This is a genomic window from Lysinibacillus parviboronicapiens, assembly GCF_003049605.2.
In the GTDB taxonomy this organism is placed as follows: Bacteria; Bacillota; Bacilli; order Bacillales_A; family Planococcaceae; genus Lysinibacillus; species Lysinibacillus parviboronicapiens.
On the sequence record NZ_CP073713.1, the window covers coordinates 4,652,006 to 4,672,615 of the forward strand.

At 40.0% G+C, this 20,610-nt stretch carries 35 protein-coding genes and 1 pseudogene; 2 read left to right on the forward strand and 34 right to left on the reverse strand.

The features are described 5' to 3' along the window. Positions 1 to 89: 89 nt before the first annotated feature. Positions 90 to 779: a hypothetical protein gene (locus C9J31_RS22555; RefSeq protein ID WP_238602156.1), complete on the forward strand. Its 690-nt coding sequence runs from the start codon at positions 90 to 92 to the stop codon at positions 777 to 779. Positions 780 to 819: 40 nt separating this feature from the next. On the opposite strand, the gene C9J31_RS22560 is transcribed toward C9J31_RS22555, so the two are convergent. Then, positions 820 to 1,494 (reverse strand): KinB-signaling pathway activation protein, encoded by a 675-nt coding sequence (locus C9J31_RS22560; protein ID WP_107950596.1) that lies wholly within the window; start codon positions 1,492 to 1,494, stop codon positions 820 to 822. Positions 1,495 to 1,644: 150 nt separating this feature from the next. Between C9J31_RS22560 and gerD the strand changes: the two genes are divergently transcribed. After that, the gene (gerD, locus tag C9J31_RS22565) at positions 1,645 to 2,256 is read left to right on the forward strand and encodes a spore germination lipoprotein GerD (RefSeq protein WP_107950595.1); all 612 of its coding nucleotides are present in this window, start codon (positions 1,645 to 1,647) and stop codon (positions 2,254 to 2,256) included. A 55-nt stretch (positions 2,257 to 2,311) separates the two neighbouring features. On the opposite strand, the gene C9J31_RS22570 is transcribed toward gerD, so the two are convergent. The 33 genes and pseudogenes from C9J31_RS22570 to rpsS all read right to left on the reverse strand — a co-directional run bounded on the left by C9J31_RS22570 (position 2,312) and on the right by rpsS (position 20,590). Beyond that, complete coding sequence (locus C9J31_RS22570; RefSeq protein WP_107925093.1) at positions 2,312 to 3,367, reverse strand: P-loop NTPase; 1,056 nt, start codon at positions 3,365 to 3,367, stop codon at positions 2,312 to 2,314. A 72-nt stretch (positions 3,368 to 3,439) separates the two neighbouring features. Beyond that, the gene (locus tag C9J31_RS22575) at positions 3,440 to 4,153 is read right to left on the reverse strand and encodes an N-acetylmuramoyl-L-alanine amidase (RefSeq protein ID WP_107950594.1); all 714 of its coding nucleotides are present in this window, start codon (positions 4,151 to 4,153) and stop codon (positions 3,440 to 3,442) included. 115 nt (positions 4,154 to 4,268) lie between these two features. Continuing rightward, positions 4,269 to 4,661, reverse strand: coding sequence for a 30S ribosomal protein S9 (rpsI, locus tag C9J31_RS22580; protein ID WP_004233744.1), 393 nt, complete (start codon positions 4,659 to 4,661; stop codon positions 4,269 to 4,271). Between the two features lie 25 nt (positions 4,662 to 4,686). After that, positions 4,687 to 5,124, reverse strand: a complete 438-nt coding sequence (rplM, locus tag C9J31_RS22585; protein ID WP_010860583.1) for a 50S ribosomal protein L13 — start codon at positions 5,122 to 5,124, stop codon at positions 4,687 to 4,689. 257 nt (positions 5,125 to 5,381) lie between these two features. Then, a complete protein-coding gene (truA, locus tag C9J31_RS22590; RefSeq protein WP_054767913.1) occupies positions 5,382 to 6,122 on the reverse strand; it encodes a tRNA pseudouridine(38-40) synthase TruA in 741 nt (246 codons plus the stop codon). A 13-nt stretch (positions 6,123 to 6,135) separates the two neighbouring features. Further along, positions 6,136 to 6,933 carry an energy-coupling factor transporter transmembrane component T family protein gene (locus C9J31_RS22595; RefSeq protein WP_107950593.1) on the reverse strand — a complete coding sequence of 266 codons (798 nt, stop codon included), beginning with the start codon at positions 6,931 to 6,933 and terminating at the stop codon, positions 6,136 to 6,138. Further along, the gene (locus C9J31_RS22600; RefSeq protein ID WP_107950592.1) at positions 6,930 to 7,802 is read right to left on the reverse strand and encodes an energy-coupling factor ABC transporter ATP-binding protein; all 873 of its coding nucleotides are present in this window, start codon (positions 7,800 to 7,802) and stop codon (positions 6,930 to 6,932) included. Before C9J31_RS22600 ends, C9J31_RS22595 begins: the two co-directional genes overlap by 4 nt. Beyond that, positions 7,778 to 8,623, reverse strand: coding sequence for an energy-coupling factor ABC transporter ATP-binding protein (locus tag C9J31_RS22605; protein ID WP_107950591.1), 846 nt, complete (start codon positions 8,621 to 8,623; stop codon positions 7,778 to 7,780). Before C9J31_RS22605 ends, C9J31_RS22600 begins: the two co-directional genes overlap by 25 nt. 511 nt (positions 8,624 to 9,134) lie before the next feature. After that, positions 9,135 to 9,515, reverse strand: coding sequence for a 50S ribosomal protein L17 (gene rplQ, locus C9J31_RS22610; protein ID WP_010860588.1), 381 nt, complete (start codon positions 9,513 to 9,515; stop codon positions 9,135 to 9,137). Between the two features lie 55 nt (positions 9,516 to 9,570). After that, positions 9,571 to 10,515: a DNA-directed RNA polymerase subunit alpha gene (locus tag C9J31_RS22615; RefSeq protein WP_004233733.1), complete on the reverse strand. Its 945-nt coding sequence runs from the start codon at positions 10,513 to 10,515 to the stop codon at positions 9,571 to 9,573. A 139-nt stretch (positions 10,516 to 10,654) separates the two neighbouring features. Then, positions 10,655 to 11,044, reverse strand: a complete 390-nt coding sequence (gene rpsK, locus C9J31_RS22620; protein ID WP_004233731.1) for a 30S ribosomal protein S11 — start codon at positions 11,042 to 11,044, stop codon at positions 10,655 to 10,657. A 25-nt stretch (positions 11,045 to 11,069) separates the two neighbouring features. Continuing rightward, entirely contained in the window at positions 11,070 to 11,435 is a 366-nt protein-coding gene (rpsM, locus tag C9J31_RS22625; protein ID WP_049662875.1) for a 30S ribosomal protein S13, read from the reverse strand. Between the two features lie 24 nt (positions 11,436 to 11,459). Further along, on the reverse strand, positions 11,460 to 11,573 hold the full coding sequence (gene rpmJ / locus C9J31_RS22630) for a 50S ribosomal protein L36 (RefSeq protein WP_000868344.1): 114 nt from the start codon (positions 11,571 to 11,573) through the stop codon (positions 11,460 to 11,462). A gap of 37 nt (positions 11,574 to 11,610) precedes the next feature. Beyond that, positions 11,611 to 11,829, reverse strand: a complete 219-nt coding sequence (gene infA, locus C9J31_RS22635; RefSeq protein ID WP_004233690.1) for a translation initiation factor IF-1 — start codon at positions 11,827 to 11,829, stop codon at positions 11,611 to 11,613. Between the two features lie 88 nt (positions 11,830 to 11,917). Then, positions 11,918 to 11,995, reverse strand: a pseudogene (locus tag C9J31_RS22640) (type I methionyl aminopeptidase); the annotation flags it as partial. Positions 11,996 to 12,244: 249 nt separating this feature from the next. Next, entirely contained in the window at positions 12,245 to 12,898 is a 654-nt protein-coding gene (locus C9J31_RS22645; protein WP_054767911.1) for an adenylate kinase, read from the reverse strand. 68 nt (positions 12,899 to 12,966) lie between these two features. Further along, on the reverse strand, positions 12,967 to 14,262 hold the full coding sequence (gene secY / locus C9J31_RS22650) for a preprotein translocase subunit SecY (protein ID WP_107950589.1): 1,296 nt from the start codon (positions 14,260 to 14,262) through the stop codon (positions 12,967 to 12,969). After that, positions 14,262 to 14,702 carry a 50S ribosomal protein L15 gene (rplO, locus tag C9J31_RS22655; RefSeq protein WP_010860592.1) on the reverse strand — a complete coding sequence of 147 codons (441 nt, stop codon included), beginning with the start codon at positions 14,700 to 14,702 and terminating at the stop codon, positions 14,262 to 14,264. Before rplO ends, secY begins: the two co-directional genes overlap by 1 nt. 34 nt (positions 14,703 to 14,736) lie before the next feature. Continuing rightward, complete coding sequence (gene rpmD / locus C9J31_RS22660) at positions 14,737 to 14,919, reverse strand: 50S ribosomal protein L30 (RefSeq protein ID WP_010860593.1); 183 nt, start codon at positions 14,917 to 14,919, stop codon at positions 14,737 to 14,739. 13 nt (positions 14,920 to 14,932) lie between these two features. Then, positions 14,933 to 15,436: a 30S ribosomal protein S5 gene (rpsE, locus tag C9J31_RS22665; protein ID WP_008181711.1), complete on the reverse strand. Its 504-nt coding sequence runs from the start codon at positions 15,434 to 15,436 to the stop codon at positions 14,933 to 14,935. A 21-nt stretch (positions 15,437 to 15,457) separates the two neighbouring features. Next, positions 15,458 to 15,817, reverse strand: a complete 360-nt coding sequence (gene rplR / locus C9J31_RS22670) for a 50S ribosomal protein L18 (protein ID WP_107925087.1) — start codon at positions 15,815 to 15,817, stop codon at positions 15,458 to 15,460. Positions 15,818 to 15,849: 32 nt separating this feature from the next. After that, positions 15,850 to 16,389, reverse strand: a complete 540-nt coding sequence (rplF, locus tag C9J31_RS22675; RefSeq protein WP_054767909.1) for a 50S ribosomal protein L6 — start codon at positions 16,387 to 16,389, stop codon at positions 15,850 to 15,852. A gap of 30 nt (positions 16,390 to 16,419) precedes the next feature. Further along, complete coding sequence (gene rpsH, locus C9J31_RS22680) at positions 16,420 to 16,818, reverse strand: 30S ribosomal protein S8 (protein WP_008181717.1); 399 nt, start codon at positions 16,816 to 16,818, stop codon at positions 16,420 to 16,422. A 29-nt stretch (positions 16,819 to 16,847) separates the two neighbouring features. Beyond that, a complete protein-coding gene (locus C9J31_RS22685; protein WP_004233656.1) occupies positions 16,848 to 17,033 on the reverse strand; it encodes a type Z 30S ribosomal protein S14 in 186 nt (61 codons plus the stop codon). Positions 17,034 to 17,054: 21 nt separating this feature from the next. After that, entirely contained in the window at positions 17,055 to 17,594 is a 540-nt protein-coding gene (gene rplE / locus C9J31_RS22690) for a 50S ribosomal protein L5 (protein ID WP_008181719.1), read from the reverse strand. Positions 17,595 to 17,623: 29 nt separating this feature from the next. Beyond that, positions 17,624 to 17,932: a 50S ribosomal protein L24 gene (gene rplX / locus C9J31_RS22695; RefSeq protein ID WP_107925086.1), complete on the reverse strand. Its 309-nt coding sequence runs from the start codon at positions 17,930 to 17,932 to the stop codon at positions 17,624 to 17,626. Between the two features lie 35 nt (positions 17,933 to 17,967). Next, positions 17,968 to 18,336, reverse strand: coding sequence for a 50S ribosomal protein L14 (rplN, locus tag C9J31_RS22700; protein WP_004233650.1), 369 nt, complete (start codon positions 18,334 to 18,336; stop codon positions 17,968 to 17,970). Positions 18,337 to 18,379: 43 nt separating this feature from the next. Further along, a complete protein-coding gene (rpsQ, locus tag C9J31_RS22705; RefSeq protein WP_054767907.1) occupies positions 18,380 to 18,643 on the reverse strand; it encodes a 30S ribosomal protein S17 in 264 nt (87 codons plus the stop codon). An 18-nt stretch (positions 18,644 to 18,661) separates the two neighbouring features. Then, positions 18,662 to 18,862 (reverse strand): 50S ribosomal protein L29, encoded by a 201-nt coding sequence (rpmC, locus tag C9J31_RS22710; RefSeq protein WP_010860598.1) that lies wholly within the window; start codon positions 18,860 to 18,862, stop codon positions 18,662 to 18,664. Next, the gene (rplP, locus tag C9J31_RS22715) at positions 18,852 to 19,286 is read right to left on the reverse strand and encodes a 50S ribosomal protein L16 (RefSeq protein WP_054767906.1); all 435 of its coding nucleotides are present in this window, start codon (positions 19,284 to 19,286) and stop codon (positions 18,852 to 18,854) included. The genes rpmC and rplP overlap by 11 nt, the downstream gene beginning before the upstream one ends. 1 nt (position 19,287) lies before the next feature. Then, positions 19,288 to 19,941, reverse strand: coding sequence for a 30S ribosomal protein S3 (gene rpsC / locus C9J31_RS22720; protein WP_054767905.1), 654 nt, complete (start codon positions 19,939 to 19,941; stop codon positions 19,288 to 19,290). A gap of 3 nt (positions 19,942 to 19,944) precedes the next feature. Next, positions 19,945 to 20,289: a 50S ribosomal protein L22 gene (gene rplV, locus C9J31_RS22725; protein WP_004233639.1), complete on the reverse strand. Its 345-nt coding sequence runs from the start codon at positions 20,287 to 20,289 to the stop codon at positions 19,945 to 19,947. A 22-nt stretch (positions 20,290 to 20,311) separates the two neighbouring features. Then, positions 20,312 to 20,590, reverse strand: a complete 279-nt coding sequence (rpsS, locus tag C9J31_RS22730; protein ID WP_010860601.1) for a 30S ribosomal protein S19 — start codon at positions 20,588 to 20,590, stop codon at positions 20,312 to 20,314. Between the last annotated feature and the right edge of the window lie 20 nt (positions 20,591 to 20,610).

Consider the following 20,610-nt stretch of genomic DNA (forward strand, 5'->3'; position numbering starts at 1 on the left):
CGTCACCTCTTGGCGACTTATACATAATAACATCGATTAATCATGAAAGTCAACACTAAATCATAAGTTTTTTTAAGGAGTTATTTTTTTTGCTTAAATTCAAAAGAGATGAGGGTGTTAATATGTTTCGGAAAACGTTGATATCATTGTGTTTGATCGTAATATTATTTGTCTTCATAAAGCCTCTAAATTCTACTATGGTTTCTGTATTTAATATCGCAAATGCTCCAGCTGTAGTAACTAAAGGACACTATGGTACATCACTAATTGTCGAAATTTCTTTTTCTGATGAATCACTTTTAGAATGGCTAAAGACTATAAAAGAACCCTACCCGCTTCTTCTTTTAGATGCTGCTTGGATTGAACGGTCGCCTGAACATATGAAAATCATTGAAGAAAGAAAGCTGCCCACAGGTTTATTAGGTCCAGAAGATTCCGTAGACGAGCCCATTGATTTTGCATTGGTGCAAAAAGATATTAATATTTATGAAAAGCATTTGAAAACTGCACCCCTTTGGTTTGCCACAAGGAATCATCAATATTCGCAAGATTTACAAAAAACTTTGTTTCAACAACAGGTAAATATCCTTTCGCCTTCGCTAATTTGGCAAGGAGAGAATACACCCAAATTACAAAAAGGAGATTTTCTCTTTATTCCGTTACACCAAAATAGCAACATTTCATTTAAAGAGTTTAATACCTTATTACAACAAAATAAATTTATGTCAATTGAAGAAAATATATTCGGTTATTCCATTCAATCAAAGAAATCTCCATAAAAAAAGTTGCCTCAATATATTTTGAGGCAACTTCTGTTTGTCATGCATTTTTAGCTTGTTCACGTCGCGCTTTACGACGTGCTTCTAATTTTTGACGATCTTCATCGGATTTTGCATTGTATTTCGGTAATACTAACAATTGATACGCGTTCACAGCTAATAATGGAAATAGCAACAATGCGACATACTCATTAATATTTTCATCTCGCCCCATTAAAGCAATTGTCCATTCTAATGTTGTGATGACAATCATAAAGAATAAAGCCGAAATTAATACATGTTTCTTCCCTGTCATCTTTACTTTTTGCATGGCTGTTGCTATAGAACCAAAAATTAATACAACTAATAAACCAATATAAAATAACCAGCTTTGCCCATCTTTTACACCCGGTATAAAACGGAAAAACACAATATCAAAAATAGTTACGGCAATTAGCAGAAGCTGTACCCAATTCCATAATGTTAGCGTTCTGAATATATTAACTCCGACTTGGTGTAAAGTTAAATAGGCGAAAAATCCCGCTTGCGCAATAACACTCATTGTGAATCCTAAAAATACCATCCATAAAAGTCCGGCAAAGAATTCTCCCCATTGACCATTTGTTACATAAGGTTGGAAGAAATCCCAACGAATAAATAAGCTAAAAACTCCGTTGACTACACCACCAACGAGCATTGCAAAGAAGAAAAACTTTGCCCAATTTCGTATCGTCACAACAAAAAATCCCCCAATTTCTCAATATATCTGTACTCATTTTAACAATGCATTGTTAAAAAAGCCATTTCTCATTCCATCCAATACATAAAGTCATCATAAATGTGAACAATAATTGAAAGAGTCTATCTATAGAAAGGACTGATGTTAATGCGAAAATTCACCTTATTACTAATTCTGATGCTTATCCTTACTGCCTGTGCACAAGATAAAACCTCTACCATGTCCTATGATGAAATAAAAAAAATTATGATTGACTCTCTTCAAACAGAGGATGGTAAAAAGGCATTGCGACAGCTTTTAGAGGAGCCAAGTTTTCGTGAATTATTGATATTAGAACATGAGGAAGTAAAGAAGGCAACAGAGGAAACTTTACTTTCAAAAGAAGCAGAGGATTTTTGGAAAAAGACTTTTGAAGATCCAAAATTTAAAGAGACTGTAGCTAAGAGTATGCAAAAGCAACAGCAGGATATTATGAAGGAACTTATAAAAGACCCTACTTTCCAAAAGGATATGGAGGCTTTCTTTGGTCAGCCTGATATGCAAAAGCAGTTGGAGACGATTTTAAAATCCGCCAATCTTCGGAAACAAATGGAGGAAGTCGTAAAAGAAACGATTGAAAGTCCCCTTATGCAATCGAAATGGCAGGAGCTCATTAAAAACAGCGGTGAGGGAAGTTCATCTGCTGATGGTGGAGAGAAGAAAGAGACAAGCGGTGAAAGTGGCGGAAGTTCTCAAAATGACCAAAAAAATAAGCAATAATCCTCTACATTATAGAAAAACGGATTTCCAGCATTTTGAGGAAATCCGTTTTTGTTTATTTATTTAATTTTTTTATTACTTCGGCGGCTATATCTAAATAGATTTGTCCAGTATTGTGCTTCTCTGCATAAACAGAAGGCGCGAAGTCCTCATCTGTCCAGTCTGGTTGACCCAGTGGAATTTGCCCAAGTAACTCTGTACGTAACTCGTCTGCTAATTTTGGTCCACCACCTTGTCCGAATACAAATTCACGCTCGCCTGATTTCGACTCGAACCACGCCATATTTTCAATCACACCTAAAATTTCATGATCTGTTTGTAAAGCCATAGCCCCCGCACGCGCTGCTACGAAAGCTGCTGTCGGATGTGGTGTCGTCACTACAATTTCTTTTGATGACGGTAGCATTTGGTGAATATCTAAAGCGACATCACCTGTACCTGGAGGTAAATCTAATAGTAAGTAATCAAGCTCTCCCCACTCTACATCTCGGAAGAATTGATCTAATACTTTCCCTAACATTGGTCCACGCCATACAATTGGTGCATTATTTTCAACGAAGAAGCCCATTGAGATTACCTTAACGCCTAAACGGTCCACCGGGAATATCCGGTTGTCGACTACTTTCGGCATGTCCGTAACACCCATCATATCTGGTACACTGAAGCCATATATATCAGCATCAATTAAACCAACTTTTTTTCCTAGACGTGCCAAAGCAACAGCTAAGTTAACTGATACGGTAGATTTCCCTACACCACCCTTACCAGAAGCAATTGAAATAACTTGCACTGTGCTAAGTGGTGATAATATATCTTGAGCTTCTGCCTCTGTTGCTGTTCCACGGAAGCTTTGTAATTTCTCTGTCGGTAATTCTTCAAAGCGAATTCCGACTGTGTTAGCGCCCGCTTCTTTTAATACATCAACAATTTTCATTTGCAGTTGCATCTGCTCAGGCGTATTTGTTTTAGCAATAGCAATTTTCACACTGACATGATTTTTTTCTTCTTTAATTGCAACATTTGTAATTCCATCTGTTTCTGCTAATGATTTATGTAAAAATGGATCTTGTAGTTGTCCTAATATTTCTCGCACTTGTTGTTCTGTTATCACGACGAACACTCCCCTTATATTATCTCAATGTTAGTATATCATAATGATTTGATTTACGTGGTTGCAGGTGCTCTATTCAATCTTTGCTAATAGATAATCTTCTATACCTTCTACGATGGCATCTGCCATCTTTTCTTGATATTTCTTATCAACTAGTAATGCACGTTCCTCGTCATTACTGATAAAGCCAGTCTCAACTAATGCTGCAGGAACCTCCACTTTCTTCAATAAATAAATCTGCTTAATCGACAGTGCTTCTCGATCTGTATTTTGTAAGTTCGTACGGATTGATTGTTGAATGCTCTTTGCTAGCAATTCTCCGTCAGCATGTCCGCCTTTATGATAAAACACTTGTGCTCCTCGCCATTTTGTTTCTGGAATTGCATTCGCGTGAATTGTAATAAAAACATTGGGTTGTTCTTTTTCAACAATATCCTTGCGTAAAAAGATGTCCTGTTTTTTTCGTTCTCTTAATGTACTATACTGCTCTGATGACGCGTGCTCATCAATCACATCACCATTTTTCGTTCGTGTCATCACGACCGTTGCGCCCTTCTTCTTTAATCGCTTCTCTACTTGCTGCGCAATAGCAAGTGTGATTTCCTTTTCAATTACTTCGCCCTTTGAAGCACCTCCATCCTCACCACCATGCCCCGCATCAATGACAATTTTCATGCCACCAAGTGGGTCTGGTAAGAAGAAGTTACGGTCCGAAGCATTTGTCTCATATGCCACGAATACTATACTCATTAGCATAATCACTCCTAGTGCAAGCCAGCGCTTCACCCATATCCACCACCCTTTTACATATAGTGTACGAAAATAGTGATGGAACTATGCTACAAAGTAAAAAAAAACTCCCAAGCATAAGCTTGAGAGTTTGATAAGAATAATCCGTAGATTAACGTTTTGAGAACTGAGGTGCACGACGAGCGCCGCGTAGACCTGGTTTTTTACGCTCTTTCATACGTGAATCACGAGTAAGTAATCCAGCAGATTTTAGTGCAGCACGGAAATCAGGGTCTACTTGAAGTAGAGCACGAGCGATACCGTGACGAACAGCACCAGCTTGACCAGTGTATCCACCACCGTTAACGTTTACGTGGATATCATAGCTTCCTGTAGTTTCAGTAGCTACTAATGGTTGTTTAATTACTTCACGTAATGCAGCGAATGGTACGTATTCTTCGATTTCACGCTTGTTGATAACAATTTTACCTGTACCTGGTACTAAACGTACACGAGCTACAGAGCTTTTACGGCGACCAGTGCCGATGTATTGAACTTGTGCCAAAGTAATATCCTCCTCTTAATTTATATTATCCGCGAAGCTCATATGCTTCTGGTTTTTGTGCAGCATGTGGGTGCTCTGTTCCAGTGTAAACGTTAAGTTTACCAAACATTTTACGACCTAAAGAGTTTTTAGGAAGCATCCCTTTGATTGCTAATTCGATCATTTTTGTTGGGTACTTTTCTAACATTTCACCAGCAGTACGAGTTTTTAAACCACCCGCAAATTGAGTATGGTGACGGTAAAGTTTACCCTCTAATTTGTTACCAGTTAAATGGATTTTGTCAGCGTTGATGATGATTACGTGATCACCTGTGTCAACGTTTGGTGTGAATGTTGGTTTATGTTTACCACGTAAGATTGCAGCTACTTCAGAAGCTAAACGTCCAAGAGTTTGGCCTTCTGCATCAACTACTAACCATTTACGGTCTACTTCGTGACCTTTAGCCATGAATGTTGTACGCATGTATATATCCTCCTAATCAATTCGATTACCGTTATTTTTCATTAGACTACACTATAAGTTTCGGGGCTTATTTGTGGTGGTAATGAAAATACCATCTGTTATCATATAATGAATGACTTTTAAAGTCAAGTAATTTCATTAAACACCTGGTGATGTTGTATAGGGGAAATCACCAGGTTTACCTTGGCGTATTTACACCCATTTTTGGATAATAATTTTCCTATTTACCTCTAAATAAAATTCATGTACGTACATCATTAATAGAAGACTTTTTCAAGATATAAGCCTTGTGCTGGTGCAGTTTTACCAGCTTTATCGCGATTCATGGATGCTACAACCTTTTCCACATTGATAATATCGCGACGCCCGATACCAACTTCCCATAAAGTACCTGCAATAATGCGCACCATGTTATATAGGAAGCCACTACCTTCGATAATCATATGTAGCTCTTCTCCATGCCATTCAAACCGAAGTGTATTCACTGTTCTCACCTTATCTTGCACACTTGTATTGGCCGCACAGAAGCATGAGAAATCATGCGTACCAATTATCGCCTTTGCCGCCTCCTGCATTGCTGCCACATCTGGCTTCAGACCATTTGTCTCTACCGTGTAATGTCTGCGGAATGGACTTTGAACAGTCTCACATGACCAAATATAACGATAGCGCTTTCCTACCACACTATAGCGCGCATGAAAATCAGCAGCCACTTCTTCCATTGCTAATACCCGGATATCCTTTGGTAACTGAACATTTAGTGCTTTCATATACTTTTCTACCGGGATAGTCAGCGGCGTATCAAAATGCAGTACTTGCCCTGTAGCATGTACTCTTGCATCCGTACGACCACTCGCGGTCACTTTGACCTTTTCCCCTTTATGCATGATGGCAAGTACTCGCTCAAGTTCTGCTTGTACCGTACGTTCCCCGGGTTGCACTTGGTAGCCAGAAAATTGCGTTCCATCATAACTAATTATTGCTTTTAATCGTCGCATAAAGTTACTCCTTTTAACTTCTATAAAAGAATAGTAATACAGCCATTGCTACTAATAATACAAGAGCAAATGTATCGCCCATATCCCACTTCAGCTGACGATAACGGGTACGCCCTTCGCCCCCACGGTAACCTCGTACTTCCATTGCAGTTGCCAAATCCTCAGCACGTTTAAAAGCACTTACAAAGAGTGGTACTAGTAGAGGCACGACGGCTTTAATACGATCCTTGATAGGCCCGGAAGACAAATCCGAACCACGTGCCATTTGCGCCTTCATAATTTTATCTGTCTCATCCATTAAAGTCGGAATAAAGCGCAGAGAGATTGACATCATAAGGGCTAGCTCATGTACAGGTACCTTCACTTTTTTTAATGGGTTTAGTAGCACTTCAATACCATCTGTAATTGAAATTGGTGACGTTGTTAATGTTAAAATCGATGTCATAAACACTAAAACAAGGAATCTTACTGAAATAAATATCCCTTGGCGAACACCTTCTTCATAAACGGAGATAAACTTCCAGTGAAATAATAGATCGCCTTCTTTCGTCATAAAAATATGAAGTAAGAACGTAAAAGCCATTAAAAAGAGCACAGGCTTCAAACCATTTATTAAAAAATACAAGCGAATACGTGACACTAAAACAATAAATAAAGTAAAGGCAAGTAACATTGCATATGTTATCGTATTATTTGCTAAAAAAACGATAATGATAAATGCGAACACGAATATAAGTTTTGATCGTGGGTCAAGCTTATGCACAGGGGAATTTCCAGGTAGGAAGCGCCCGAAAATCATTTTTTCCATCATGACTCCGCACGCTCCTTTCTTAACAACCCGGCAATTTCATTTGCTAGCTCCTCTTCTGTTAAACATACCTTTGATAGTGATGAATTCATCATCTTTTCAATTTTATGTTGAAAGCGCACAATACGAGGCGGTTCTAAACGAAGCTCCTTCAATGTCTGAACATCCTTAAAAATTTCACGTGGGGTTCCACTCAACACATTTTTGCCCTCATGCATTATGACAATATTGTCTGCATAGCGCGCAGCATCTTCCATACTATGAGTAACAAGAATTGTCGTTAAGCCTCGTTCCTGATGCAACGAATAAAACATATCCATAATCTCTTTTTGTCCACGTGGATCAAGCCCAGCCGTTGGTTCGTCTAAAACAATGACTTCTGGCTCTATTGCCAGGACGCCAGCAATTGCTACACGACGCATTTGCCCACCTGATAAATCGAAAGGTGACTTTTCAAGAACGTTTTCCGGCAGACCTACTAAACGTACAAGCTCTCTTGCGCGAATTTCAGCCTCCTTCTCTGGCACCCCAAAATTCATGGGACCAAACATAATATCCTTCAATACTGTTTCTTCAAAAAGCTGATGCTCTGGAAATTGAAAAACAATGCCAACCTTTTGACGTACAGCTTTTAAAGCTTTCGCTTTTTTCCCAGCTACAACAACCCGATCTCCGATATGTACTTCACCGGATGTTGGCTTTAACAGTGCATTAAAATGCTGAAGAATTGTTGATTTACCAGAGCCAGTATGGCCAATAATCGCTTGATAGGTATGTGATGGAATAGCAAAATTCACATCAAACAAAGCACGTTTTTCGAAGGGTGTACCTTGTGCATAAGCATAGCTTACTTGTTGAAGTTTGATGTCCATAAATCATTCACCAACTCTTCTTCTGTCATATGTTGTCCCATTAATGGAACACCTTCCTTTTGCAATAACTTTGATAACTTCATGGCAAACGGTAAGTCAAGTCCTAACTCGACAAGCTTGTCCCCAAGTGCAAAAATTTCGGTTGGTGTCCCCTCTGCAAACTTTTTACCATCATTCATAAAAAGGACACGATCCGCAAGCATAGCTTCTTCTAAATCATGCGTAATAGATAAAACTGTTAAACCTGTTTCTGCACGTAATGTTTGAACGGTTTGTAATACCTCCGCACGACCTTGAGGGTCTAACATGGATGTAGCTTCATCTAAGATTAACAACTTTGGTTTTAACGCGAGTGCACCTGCAATGGCCACACGTTGCTTTTGCCCACCCGATAAATGGTGTGGCTCATGGTCTAAAAAACTACCCATCTTAACTTGCTCTAGCGCTGCATGTACACGTTTTACCATGTCTTCAAATGGTACACCGTTATTTTCAAGCGCAAAGGCAACATCATCTTGCACCGTAGCACCGACAAACTGATTATCAGGGTTTTGAAACACCATACCCATTTGTGAACGGCTTTCGCATAAATTATCTTCACTCAGTATTTGTCGTAATATACGAACATCCCCTTGTTGCGGGAATAATAAACCATTCATTAGTTTTGCAATTGTTGATTTACCAGAGCCATTATGACCGACAATGGCAATCCATTCACCTTCCTGAACAGCGAAGCTCACATCTTCTACTGCATTGCGACTTTCTGTGTCATCAGGTGTATATGAAAACGTTACATTATTTAACGATAAGATTTCGGGCATTTCTAGTACTCCTCTCTACATGCTCAGCTCTACTAACTAACTTACACTGTTTTATGTATGAATTCCACCACAATACATATGTCTCCATCAAATTCACCTTAGTATATTTGCGTCCAGCATTTGAATTGGGCTTGCACAATTCAATATCTGTAACATTTATACTCCAACTGAAAAAGGGCCGAATCCACATTTATCTCCTTATCGATAGATGGGACTGCTCGGCTGAATGAAGATAAAAAAAAGCACCATCAATTGGCGCTGTCCTATACTTCCCTAAAATAATAAAAAAGCGCGCACCTCATTCAATAGAAATGCGCTAGTCGTTACATTTACAAGAAACACGGGTGCTCAAGCCCTTGATCTTTTTTGAATGAGGTGCGGAGAGCTAAACGAGACGCTACACAAAAGTGTCCGCTCATCATAACGCTCAGCTTAATTATTTGTCGTATAAATCGTTTATAAAGAAAGAGGGTGGTGGTCCACCCTCTTCACCACTTGTTTTCTCTTATGATTAAACTAGTTCAATCACAACAACAGGTGCACCGTCTCCACGACGAGGACCTACTTTAAGAATACGAGTGTAACCACCTTGACGTTCTGCATAACGTGGTGCAACATCATCAAATAGCTTTTGAAGCGCAAATGAAGTTGTTTCGTTACCTTCTTCGTCAGTAGTTGTTACTAGTTCACGACGGATGAATGCAGCAGCTTGACGGCGTGCATGTAAATCTCCGCGTTTACCTAAAGTAATCATTTTTTCAACAGCTTTACGTACTTCTTTAGCGCGAGCCTCAGTAGTTTCGATACGCTCGTTGATGATTAAATCAGTAGCTAAGTCACGTAACATCGCTTTACGTTGAGAACTTGTACGACCAAGTTTTCTGTAACCCATGGATGTTTCCCTCCTTTATAGAAAATATCTGATCTTGTTAGTTTGTTTAAATCGCTTAGTCTTCTTTGCGTAATCCTAAACCAAGCTCTTCTAACTTCGCTTTTACTTCTTCAAGTGACTTACGTCCAAGGTTACGGACTTTCATCATATCGTCTTCTGACTTATTCGCTAGTTCTAGTACTGTATTAATACCAGCGCGTTTTAAGCAGTTATAAGAACGAACAGAAAGATCAAGTTCTTCAATAGTCATCTCTAAAACTTTTTCTTTTTGATCTTCTTCTTTTTCGACCATGATTTCAGCAGTTTGTGCCTCATCTGTCATGCCAACGAAGATGTTTAGATGCTCGGTTAAAATTTTTGCTCCGAGCGAAATCGCCTCTTTCGGACCGATGCTACCATCTGTCCACACATCAAGAGAAAGTTTGTCGTAGTCAGAAGACTGACCTACACGAGTATTTTCCACTTGGAAATTGACGCGTGATACTGGAGTGTAAATAGAGTCGATCGGGATCACGCCGATAGGAAGATCCTCACGTTTGTTTTGATCAGCAGGAGTGTAACCACGGCCGCGTTGAGCGTACATACGCATACGTAAATGACCGTTTTTAGCGATTGTTGCAATATATAGATCTGGGTTTAAAATTTCTACGTCACTGTCATGTGTAATGTCAGCAGCCGTAACTGTACCATCGCCCTTTACATCAATCTCAATAACTTTTTCTTCGTCAGAGTAGATTTTAAGAGCAAGTTTTTTTACGTTCAAAATAATTGAAGCCACATCTTCTACTACGCCTTCCACAGTTGAGAATTCGTGAAGAACGCCATCAATCTGAATGGAAGTGACAGCAGCCCCTGGTAATGAAGACAGAAGGATACGACGTAAAGAATTACCCAAAGTGTTTCCATATCCGCGTTCAAGCGGTTCTACAACAAACTTTCCATATTTGGAATCTTCGCTGATCTCCACCGTTTCAATCTTTGGTTTTTCAATTTCGATCATTTCATTTACCCTCCCTCAAAACATCGAATGTATAGGTTCTTTCCATCATAGATTCGATCGTCATTGACGTATCGTTATTTATCTGCACAAGACAGTCTGTACAAAAAATGATGTTCTCATACAATATGAGACGCACCCATTACACGCGACGACGTTTTGGCGGACGGCAACCATTGTGAGGAACTGGAGTAACGTCTTTAATAGCAGTTACTTCTAAACCAGCAGCTTGAAGTGCACGGATTGCAGCTTCACGACCAGCACCAGGACCTTTAACAGTTACTTCCAACGTTTTCAGACCATGTTCAAGGGATGTTTTAGCAGCAGTTTCTGCAGCCATTTGAGCAGCGAATGGTGTAGATTTACGTGAACCACGGAAACCAAGAGCACCAGCACTTGACCAAGATACAGCGTTACCTTGCATATCTGTAATCGTTACGATTGTATTGTTAAATGTAGAACGAATGTGTGCAATACCAGATTCGATATTCTTTTTCACACGACGTTTACGAGTTTGTTGTTTACGAGCCATGTTAAGAAGGAACCTCCTTTACCGATTATTTTTTCTTGTTCGCAACTGTTTTACGAGGACCTTTACGCGTACGCGCGTTGTTCTTCGTATTTTGACCACGAACAGGTAAACCACGACGGTGACGGATACCACGGAATGAACCGATTTCCATCAGACGTTTAATATTTAATGAAGTTTCGCGACGTAAGTCACCTTCAAGTTTGTAAGAGTCAAGTTGTTCACGGATTTTGTTTAACTCATCTTCAGTTAAGTCGCGTACGCGTGTATCTTCAGAGATACCTGCATCAGCTAATACTTTCTGAGCTGTAGTTTTACCAATACCGTAAATGTAAGTTAATGAAATTACCACGCGTTTGTCGCGAGGAATGTCAACACCAGCAATACGTGCCATGTACGTTGTGCACCTCCTTTAGAATCAACCTTGTTTTTGTTTGTGTTTAGGATTTTCACAGATTACCATTACTTTACCGCGTCGGCGAATTACTTTACATTTTTCGCAGATCGGTTTCACAGATGGTCTCACTTTCATCTAACCTAACCTCCTTAGTAGTCCGGAGCGCAAAAGATTATTTAAAACGGTATGTGATACGACCGCGAGTTAAATCATAAGGAGATAACTCAATAGTAACCTTATCTCCAGGTAGAATGCGGATAAAGTGCATACGAATCTTACCAGATACGTGTGCTAAAATCACATGTCCATTTTCTAATTCTACCTTAAACATCGCGTTTGGCAAAGTCTCAACAACTGTCCCTTCGACTTCAATTACATCATCTTTCGCCATCTACTCTGTCTCCTCTCTATATGCAAATTAAAGTTCTCATCGTTACATCAAACGGATATATCTGCTGCAACTATAGAAGCAACCTCGTTTCAACATATGTTTGGATTGTATGAGAGATGTTAGAAAGACGCTCGTCTGGTTTCGCTTCACACAATCCACGGAATAGACAGAACCAGTAAGGGCACTGAATCTCCCATGTTTACACGAATACCGGAATGTCTTGGATGAGATATTCATACCCGTTACACAGATGCTTCCACGAAACCCATTATACTCTCTCAAAAGTAATGTTGCACTTTTTAAAAGAAATATATACCGGGCACAATATGCTTTTGCAACTCTCAAAAAAATTATGTTTCGTTGTTGCTTCCGCATGCCTCCCGCGGAAGCAGTACTCTGCGCCCGGAGCCGGGTATCAGCTGCGGCTGCTCTGTAATAGAGCATCAAGATCAGCAAACACTTTATTAATATCTTGCTGTCCATCTATATTAGTTAACACACCTTTAGCTTTATAGAAGTCAAGTAAAGGTTGTGCTTGATTCATATTTACTTCCAGACGGTTTGTAACCGTTTCAGGATTATCATCCGCACGTGTATAAAGCTCGCCACCATCTTTATCACATTTTCCTTCCTCAGCAGGAGGATTGAAAACTAGGTGATAAGAAGTTCCGCAAGTTTTACAAATACGACGACCTGTTAAACGAGCAATTAGCTCTTCTTTTTCAACTTGGATGTTTAACGTATGCTCAATCGCTTTGCCAAGATCAGCAAGAATGCCATCTAAAGCTTCAGCTTGAGGAACAGTACGCGGGAAACCGTCTAATAAGAATCCCTTTTCACAATCAGGTTTTGCAAGTCGCTCACGAACAATACCAATCGTCACTTCATCAGGTACTAGAGCACCTTGATCCATAAACGATTTAGCCTGTAAGCCTAGTTCTGTACCGTCTTTAATAGCGGCACGGAACATATCGCCTGTAGAAATATGAGGAATCGCGTACTTCTCAACAATTTTATCTGCCTGTGTACCTTTACCAGCACCTGGCAAACCCATTAAAATGATATTCATACGGAAATATTCCTCCCACAAAGTTTGCTGATTTCAGGAAACGAGCGAGCGTTCCCTAAAAACCAACATTATTTCATAAAGCCTTTGTAGTGACGTTTAACAAGTTGAGACTCTAGCTGTTTCATCGTTTCTAGCGCTACGCCGACTACGATAATAATACTAGTACCACCGATCTGCACCGAGGCAGGTAAATTCATCAAATTAATGAATAAAATCGGCATTACAGCAATAACAGTCAAGAAAATCGCTCCGACAAATGTCAAACGATATAACACGCTTGTTAAATACGTTTGAGTGTTTTCACCCGGGCGAATACCTGGAATGTAAGCACCCTGTTTTTTTAAGTTGTCTGCCACATTCTCTGGGTTCACTTGTACGAACGCATAGAAATATGTGAACGCGACGATCAGTGCAATGTAAATAATCATTCCAACAGGTTTAGTATAATCAAACGTGTTTTCAATGAAAGACGTTACATTATTCTGACCAAAGAACGTAGCTAGTGTTCGAGGTGTCACAATGAACGCGACTGAGAAGATTACCGGAATAACCCCTGCAGCATTTACTTTTAACGGTAAGTGCGTTTGTTGACCACCTGTTTGTTGGTTACGTCCAGTAACTCGTTTAGCATATTGAATTGGAATTTTACGTAGTGCTTGTTGCACATAGATAACACCAACTACAATAGCAAGTAAGATTAAAGCAAGTAATGCAAGGACAATGATGTTAACAAACAGTTCATCACCTGCATCCTCGATTTGTTGTGCGTAAATTTGGTTTGCTGCTGTAGGTAATGCGGCAACGATACCTGCGAAGATAACAACGGAAATACCATTACCAACACCATGAGCAGTAATTTGTTCAGCAAGCCATACAAGGAATGCTGTACCCGCCGTTAATACAATAGAAATTGTAACATATGTTAAAATTCCTTCTTCTTTAATCAAAGATCCACCATACATTTTATTAAAACCAAATGACATCGCGAATGATTGGATAAAAGCAAGAATAATAGTAAAGTAACGAGTAAATTGTGCAAGTTTACGTCTTCCGACTTCACCTTGCTTTGCCCACTCAGCAAATTTCGGTACTACGTCCATTTGCAAAAGCTGAACAATGATTGAGGCTGTGATGTAAGGCATAATTCCCATCGCAAAGATAGAGAAGTTACTCAGTGCACCACCGCCAAAAGTATTGAGGAAACCAACGAGGTTAAACTCATCAGTTGCCTTTAATACATTAGCGTCAACGTTCGGTACTGGTATAAATGTGCCAATACGGAAAACGATTAACATTAAAAGAGTGAAAATGATTTTATTTCTTATATCTCGAACACGCATAAAGTTAGAGATTGTCTGAAACATTAAATCACCTCAGTAGTTCCGCCGGCATTTTCAATTGCTTCTTTAGCCGAAGCTGAGAATTTATGAGCTTTTACTGTAAGCTTTTTGTTAAGAGTTCCGTTTCCAAGAACTTTAATTCCAGCTTTTTCATTGCTCACTAGACCTGTTTCAAGTAATAATGCAGTTGTTACTTCTGCACCATCTTCGAAACGGTTTAATGTGTCAAGATTAACGATCGCGTACTCTTTACGGTTAATGTTAGTAAAGCCGCGTTTCGGTAAACGACGGAATAAAGGGTTTTGACCACCTTCGAATCCTGGGCGTACACCGCCGCCAGAACGAGAGTTTTGACCTTTATGACCTCTACCTGCAGTTTTACCGTTACCAGAACCGATACCGCGACCTACGCGGTTACGTACTTTACGGGAACCTTCTGCTGGTTTTAACTCATGAAGTTTCATATTGGATGGCACCTCCTTGTTCGTTAATTAAAAATTAGTTTTCTTTTACAGTAACTAAGTGAGCTACTACATCAAGCATACCGCGAGTTGCTGCATTATCAGCTTTCTCTACAGTTTGGTTTAATTTACGTAAACCTAAAGCTTCAATAGTTTTGCGTTGTGCTGGTTTTGAACCAATCACAGATTTTGTAAGGGTGATTTCTAATTTATTAGCCATTATTATTCCCCCCTTATCCTAATATTTCTTCCACTGATTTACCACGTAATTTCGCTACGTCCTCTACGCGTTTTAATTCAGTTAAACCTTGAACAGTAGCACGAACCATATTGATTGGTGTGTTTGATCCAAGTGATTTTGAAAGAATATCAGTAATACCAGCTAGTTCTAGTACGGCACGTACTGGACCACCAGCGATAACCCCTGTACCAGGAGCAGCAGGTTTGATTAGGATTTCTCCTGCACCGAAGCGACCAAGCACTAAGTGTGGAGTTGTTCCACCAACACGTGGCACTTCTACTAAGTTTTTCTTCGCATCTTCAACAGCTTTACGGATAGCATCTGGAACCTCTTGAGCTTTACCAGTACCAAAACCTACATGACCGTTTCTATCGCCAACAACAACTAGTGCTGTGAAGCGGAAGCGACGTCCACCTTTAACAACTTTAGCAACACGGTTAATAGTAACTACGCGTTCTTCAAGTTCTCCAAGTTTGTTTGCGTCAATTCGACTCATGAAATGTGTCCCTCCTTCTTATTAAAATTCTAAACCGTTCTCACGTGCAGCTTCAGCTAAAGCTTTCACACGTCCATGATATAAGTAACCACCACGGTCAAAAACTATAGCAGTAATATTTTTTTCCGCAGCGCGTTTCGCGATTGTTTCACCGATTTTTGATGCAGCTTCAACGTTGCTACCAGCACCTTCAAAACCATTTTCTTGAGAAGATGCGCTAACAATAGTTACGCCTGCTACGTCATCGATAAGTTGAGCGTAGATGTTCTTGTTAGAACGGAATACGTTTAAGCGTGGACGCTCAGCTGTACCCGAAATTTTAGAACGAACTCGCGCATGACGTTTTTTACGAACTTGATTTTTATCCTGTTTCGTAATCACAAGGGTCACTCCTTTCTAATGCTTACGCAGCATTATTTACCTGTTTTACCTTCTTTACGACGAACGTATTCGCCTTCGTAACGGATACCTTTACCTTTGTACGGCTCTGGTGGACGAACGTCACGGATGTTAGATGCAAGAGCGCCAACGCGTTCTTTGCTAATACCTTTAACGATGATTTTAGTATTAGAAGGAACTTCTACTTCTAGACCATCTTCAGGCGTGAACTCAACTGGGTGAGAGTAACCTACGTTAAGAACAAGTTTTTTTCCTTGTAATTGCGCACGGTAACCGACACCGATTAGTTCTAATGATTTTTCGAAACCTGCAGAAACACCAGTAACCATGTTCGCTAAAAGCGCACGAGTTGTACCGTGGTTTGTGCGGTGTTCTTTTGAGTCAGAAGGACGAGATACAGAGATCGCATTACCTTCTTGCTCAATTTTCATATCTTGGTGGAAAGAACGAACAAGTTCGCCTTTAGGACCTTTAACAGTAACAGTGTTGTCAGCTGCAACAGTAACAGTTACGTTAGCTGGTACCTCGATAATTTTTTTACCTACACGAGACATTTAGTTGCACCTCCATTCATTTATTGCTAATTACCAAACGTATGCTAGAACTTCGCCGCCAACTTGTTTAGCGCGAGCTTCTTTATCTGTTAATAAACCTTGTGAAGTTGACACTAAAGCGATACCAAGACCGTTCAGTACTTTAGGAACTTCATTTGTTTTAGCATATACACGTAGACCAGGTTTAGAAATACGTTTTAAGCCAGTGATAACACGCTCGTTATCTTTACCGTATTTTAAGAAGATACGGATAATACCTTGCTTGTTGTCTTCCACGTATTCTACGTCACGTACGAAACCTTCACGCTTTAAAATTTCAGCGATTTCTTTTTTCACGTTGGAAGCCGGTACTTCTAACTTCTCGTGACGAACCATGTTCGCATTACGAATGCGAGTAAGCATATCTGCAATCGGATCAGTCATTGTCATTACATTTACCTCCTTCCCAAATTAGGGGATTACCAGCTGGCTTTTTTCACGCCAGGAATTTGTCCCTTATATGCAAGTTCTCGGAAACAAATACGGCAAAGTTTAAATTTGCGATATACAGAGTGTGGACGGCCACAGCGTTCACAACGTGTATATTCTTGCACTTTAAACTTTTGCTTACGTTGTTGTTTAACGATCATAGATTTTTTAGCCACGTTTTCGCCCTCCTTGTTTAATTACTTTTGGAACGGCATACCGAATTGTGTCAATAACTCGCGAGCTTCTTCGTCAGAGTTCGCTGTCGTTACGATCACGATGTCCATACCGCGTACTTTTGAAACTTTATCGTAATCGATTTCTGGGAAAATTAATTGCTCTTTAACACCTAGAGTGTAGTTACCGCGACCATCGAATGCTTTTTTAGAAACACCACGGAAGTCACGTACACGAGGAAGTGAAATTGAAATTAATTTGTCCAAGAATTCATACATACGCTCACCGCGTAATGTAACTTTAGCACCGATAGGCATACCTTCACGTAAACGGAAACCAGCGATCGATTTTTTCGCTTTAGTTACAACTGGTTTTTGACCAGTGATAATTGTTAATTCTTCTACAGCTGCATCTAATGCTTTAGAGTTTTGAACAGCATCACCAACACCCATGTTGATAACGATTTTGTCAACTTTCGGCAATTGCATAACTGATTTATATCCAAACTTGCTCATAAGAGCAGGTGAAACTTCATTTAAATATTTTTCTTTTAGGCGGCTCATGTGTGTACCTCCCTTCTTTTATTTACTAATTAGTCGATTACTGCACCTGATTTTTTTGCAACACGAACTTTTTTACCGTTTTCGATTTTATAACCTACACGAGTCGGCTCGCCAGATTTAGGATCGATTAGCATTACGTTCGAAACGTGAATTGCAGCCTCTTGGCTTACAATCCCACCTTGTGGATTCAATTGGTTAGGTTTAACGTGTTTTTTCACGATATTAACACCTTCAACAAGAACGCGATCTTGTTTAGGGAAAGAAGCAAGGATTACTCCTTCTTTGCCTTTGTCTTTACCAGTGATAACCTTAACCTTGTCACCTTTTTTTACATGCATGCTGTCGCACCTCCTTGATTGGCACTGTCATGAAATTAAAGAACTTCTGGAGCTAGAGAAACGATTTTCATGAAGTTGCTGTCACGTAATTCACGTGCAACAGGTCCGAAAATACGAGTTCCGCGTGGTGATTTGTCATCACGAATAATTACACAAGCATTTTCATCAAATTTGATGTACGTACCGTCTTTACGACGAACGCCTGATTTAGTACGAACGATAACAGCTTTAACAACGTCACCCTTCTTGACAACGCCACCTGGTGTTGCTTTCTTAACTGTACATACAACGATATCACCGATGTTAGCAGTTTTACGGCCAGAGCCACCAAGCACTTTAATTGTAAGAACTTCACGTGCACCTGAGTTGTCAGCAACTTTCATACGACTTTCTTGTTGGATCACTTAGGTTACCTCCCTTCGGAAATTGGTTGTTCCGAAATAGTTATTAAATAATAACCGCTTTTTCTACAACTTCAACTAGACGGAATCGTTTAGTAGCTGATAGCGGGCGAGTTTCCATGATACGTACGATATCACCGATTTTCGCTTGGTTTTGCTCATCATGAGCCTTAAACTTTTTAGAGTATTTTACACGTTTACCGTAAAGCTTGTGCTTTTTGTGAGTTTCAACTAAAACAGTAATAGTTTTGTCCATTTTATCTGAAACAACGCGGCCCGTGTAAACTTTGCGTTGATTACGCTCAGTCATACTTGAAAACCTCCTTTATCAGTTATTTTCACTGATTTCTCTTTCACGAATAACAGTTTTCATACGCGCGATTGCTTTACGCACTTCGCGAATACGAGCTGTGTTTTCTAATTGACCAGTCGCCAATTGGAAGCGAAGGTTGAAAAGCTCTTCTTTCAGTGATTTCACTTTTAATTCAATTTCAGAAGTGGCAAGGTCACGGATTTCATTAGCTTTCATTAGATTCACCACCAGTTTCTTGACGTTTTACGATCTTACATTTAACAGGAAGCTTATGTGATGCTAAACGAAGTGCTTCGCGTGCTACCTCTTCAGATACACCAGCAATTTCGAACATTACTTTTCCTGGTTTTACTACTGCTACCCAACCTTCAGGAGAACCTTTACCAGAACCCATGCGGACTTCTAGAGGTTTTTTCGTGTAAGGTTTATGTGGGAAGATTTTAATCCAAACTTTACCGCCACGTTTCATGTAACGAGTCATCGCGATACGAGCAGATTCGATTTGACGGTTTGTAATCCAGCTAGCAGTTTGAGCTTGTAAGCCCCACTCGCCGAATGAAACTTCTTTACCGCCTTTCGCTTCGCCACGCATGTTTCCGCGGTGTTCACGACGGTATTTTACGCGTTTAGGCAATAACATATTATTTGCCTCCTTCCACAGATTTCTTCGTAGGAAGAACTTCACCACGGTAGATCCATACTTTAACGCCTAATTTACCGTAAGTAGTGTCAGCTTCTGCGTGTGCATAGTCGATGTCAGCACGTAGAGTATGAAGTGGAACAGTTCCTTCACTATAGTGTTCAGCACGCGCGATATCAGCGCCACCTAAACGACCAGATACTTGTGTTTTAATTCCTTTTGCACCAGCACGGATTGTGCGTTGGATCGCTTGCTTTTGCGCACGACGGAATGATACACGGTTTTCTAATTGACGAGCGATGTTTTCGGCTACTAGACGAGCGTCAAGATCAGCACGTTTGATTTCGATGATGTTGATGTGTACACGTTTACCAGTTAAATCGCCAAGGTATTTACGAAGGTTTTCAACTTCAGTACCACCTTTACCGATTACCATACCTGGTTTCGCAGTGTGAATTGTAATGTTTACACGGTTTGTAGCACGTTCAATTTCAACTTTAGAAACTGATGCGTCTTTAAGAGCCGTTTCAATATATTTACGCACTTTGATGTCTTCGTGAAGTAGAGTTGCATAGTCTTTTTCAGCGTACCATTTTGACTCCCAGTCACGAATAATACCAACGCGCAGTCCTATTGGATGTACTTTTTGACCCACGGATTAACCCTCCTTCTTCTCAGATACCACTAGAGTAATGTGGCTTGTGCGTTTGTTAATTGCGCTTGCACGTCCTTGTGCACGTGGACGGAAACGTTTTAATGTTGGACCTTCATCAACAAATACTTCAGAAACTACTAAAGAGTTGATGTCAAGATCGTAGTTGTGCTCAGCGTTAGCAACTGCAGATTTTAATACTTTCTCAACGACTGGAGACGCCGCTTTTGGAGTATGACGTAAAATTGCAACTGCTTCACCAACTTGCTTACCTCGGATTAAGTCTACAACTAGACGTACTTTACGAGGGGCAATGCGTACTGTGCGAGCGATAGCTTTAGCTTGTGTCATTAGGATTTACCTCCTCTCAAAATTAGCGTCTTGTTTTCTTGTCGTCTGCACCGTGACCTTTGTAAGTACGTGTCGGCGCGAACTCACCAAGTTTGTGGCCTACCATATCTTCAGTAACGTATACAGGAACATGTTTACGTCCATCATATACAGCAATCGTTAAACCGATGAAAGTCGGGAAAATTGTAGAACGGCGAGACCAAGTTTTAATAACTTGTTTTTTCTCAGAAGCCTCTTGTGCTTCCACTTTTTTCATTAAGTGGTCATCGACAAAAGGTCCTTTTTTCAAGCTGCGACCCATGTAGGAACCTCCCTCTGTGA

Coding starts and splice junctions, on each gene's coding strand:
- rplP (WP_054767906.1), bottom strand. CDS start 19,286: ATGTTATTGCCTAAACGCGTAAAATACCGTCGTGAACACCGCGGAAAC.
- gerD (WP_107950595.1), top strand. CDS start 1,645: ATGCGAAAATTCACCTTATTACTAATTCTGATGCTTATCCTTACTGCC.
- C9J31_RS22645 (WP_054767911.1), bottom strand. CDS start 12,898: ATGAATATCATTTTAATGGGTTTGCCAGGTGCTGGTAAAGGTACACAG.
- rpmC (WP_010860598.1), bottom strand. CDS start 18,862: ATGAAAGCTAATGAAATCCGTGACCTTGCCACTTCTGAAATTGAATTA.
- rpsM (WP_049662875.1), bottom strand. CDS start 11,435: ATGGCACGTATTGCTGGTGTTGACATTCCTCGCGACAAACGCGTGGTA.
- rplX (WP_107925086.1), bottom strand. CDS start 17,932: ATGCATGTAAAAAAAGGTGACAAGGTTAAGGTTATCACTGGTAAAGAC.
- truA (WP_054767913.1), bottom strand. CDS start 6,122: ATGCGACGATTAAAAGCAATAATTAGTTATGATGGAACGCAATTTTCT.
- rplM (WP_010860583.1), bottom strand. CDS start 5,124: ATGCGTACAACATTCATGGCTAAAGGTCACGAAGTAGACCGTAAATGG.
- rplO (WP_010860592.1), bottom strand. CDS start 14,702: ATGAAACTTCATGAGTTAAAACCAGCAGAAGGTTCCCGTAAAGTACGT.
- rpmD (WP_010860593.1), bottom strand. CDS start 14,919: ATGGCTAATAAATTAGAAATCACCCTTACAAAATCTGTGATTGGTTCA.
- rpsH (WP_008181717.1), bottom strand. CDS start 16,818: ATGACAATGACTGATCCGATTGCAGATATGCTTACTCGCATTCGTAAT.
- C9J31_RS22615 (WP_004233733.1), bottom strand. CDS start 10,515: ATGATCGAAATTGAAAAACCAAAGATTGAAACGGTGGAGATCAGCGAA.
- rplV (WP_004233639.1), bottom strand. CDS start 20,289: ATGACACAAGCTAAAGCTATCGCTCGCACAGTACGCATTGCCCCTCGT.
- secY (WP_107950589.1), bottom strand. CDS start 14,262: ATGTTTCAGACAATCTCTAACTTTATGCGTGTTCGAGATATAAGAAAT.
- C9J31_RS22600 (WP_107950592.1), bottom strand. CDS start 7,802: ATGGACATCAAACTTCAACAAGTAAGCTATGCTTATGCACAAGGTACA.
- C9J31_RS22605 (WP_107950591.1), bottom strand. CDS start 8,623: ATGCCCGAAATCTTATCGTTAAATAATGTAACGTTTTCATATACACCT.
- infA (WP_004233690.1), bottom strand. CDS start 11,829: ATGGCGAAAGATGATGTAATTGAAGTCGAAGGGACAGTTGTTGAGACT.
- rpmJ (WP_000868344.1), bottom strand. CDS start 11,573: ATGAAAGTGAGACCATCTGTGAAACCGATCTGCGAAAAATGTAAAGTA.
- rplE (WP_008181719.1), bottom strand. CDS start 17,594: ATGAGCCGCCTAAAAGAAAAATATTTAAATGAAGTTTCACCTGCTCTT.
- rpsE (WP_008181711.1), bottom strand. CDS start 15,436: ATGAGTCGAATTGACGCAAACAAACTTGGAGAACTTGAAGAACGCGTA.
- rpsQ (WP_054767907.1), bottom strand. CDS start 18,643: ATGACTGAGCGTAATCAACGCAAAGTTTACACGGGCCGCGTTGTTTCA.
- rpsS (WP_010860601.1), bottom strand. CDS start 20,590: ATGGGTCGCAGCTTGAAAAAAGGACCTTTTGTCGATGACCACTTAATG.
- rplQ (WP_010860588.1), bottom strand. CDS start 9,515: ATGGGTTACAGAAAACTTGGTCGTACAAGTTCTCAACGTAAAGCGATG.
- rplF (WP_054767909.1), bottom strand. CDS start 16,389: ATGTCTCGTGTAGGTAAAAAAATTATCGAGGTACCAGCTAACGTAACT.
- C9J31_RS22595 (WP_107950593.1), bottom strand. CDS start 6,933: ATGATGGAAAAAATGATTTTCGGGCGCTTCCTACCTGGAAATTCCCCT.
- rpsK (WP_004233731.1), bottom strand. CDS start 11,044: ATGGCTCGTAAACAACAAACTCGTAAACGTCGTGTGAAAAAGAATATC.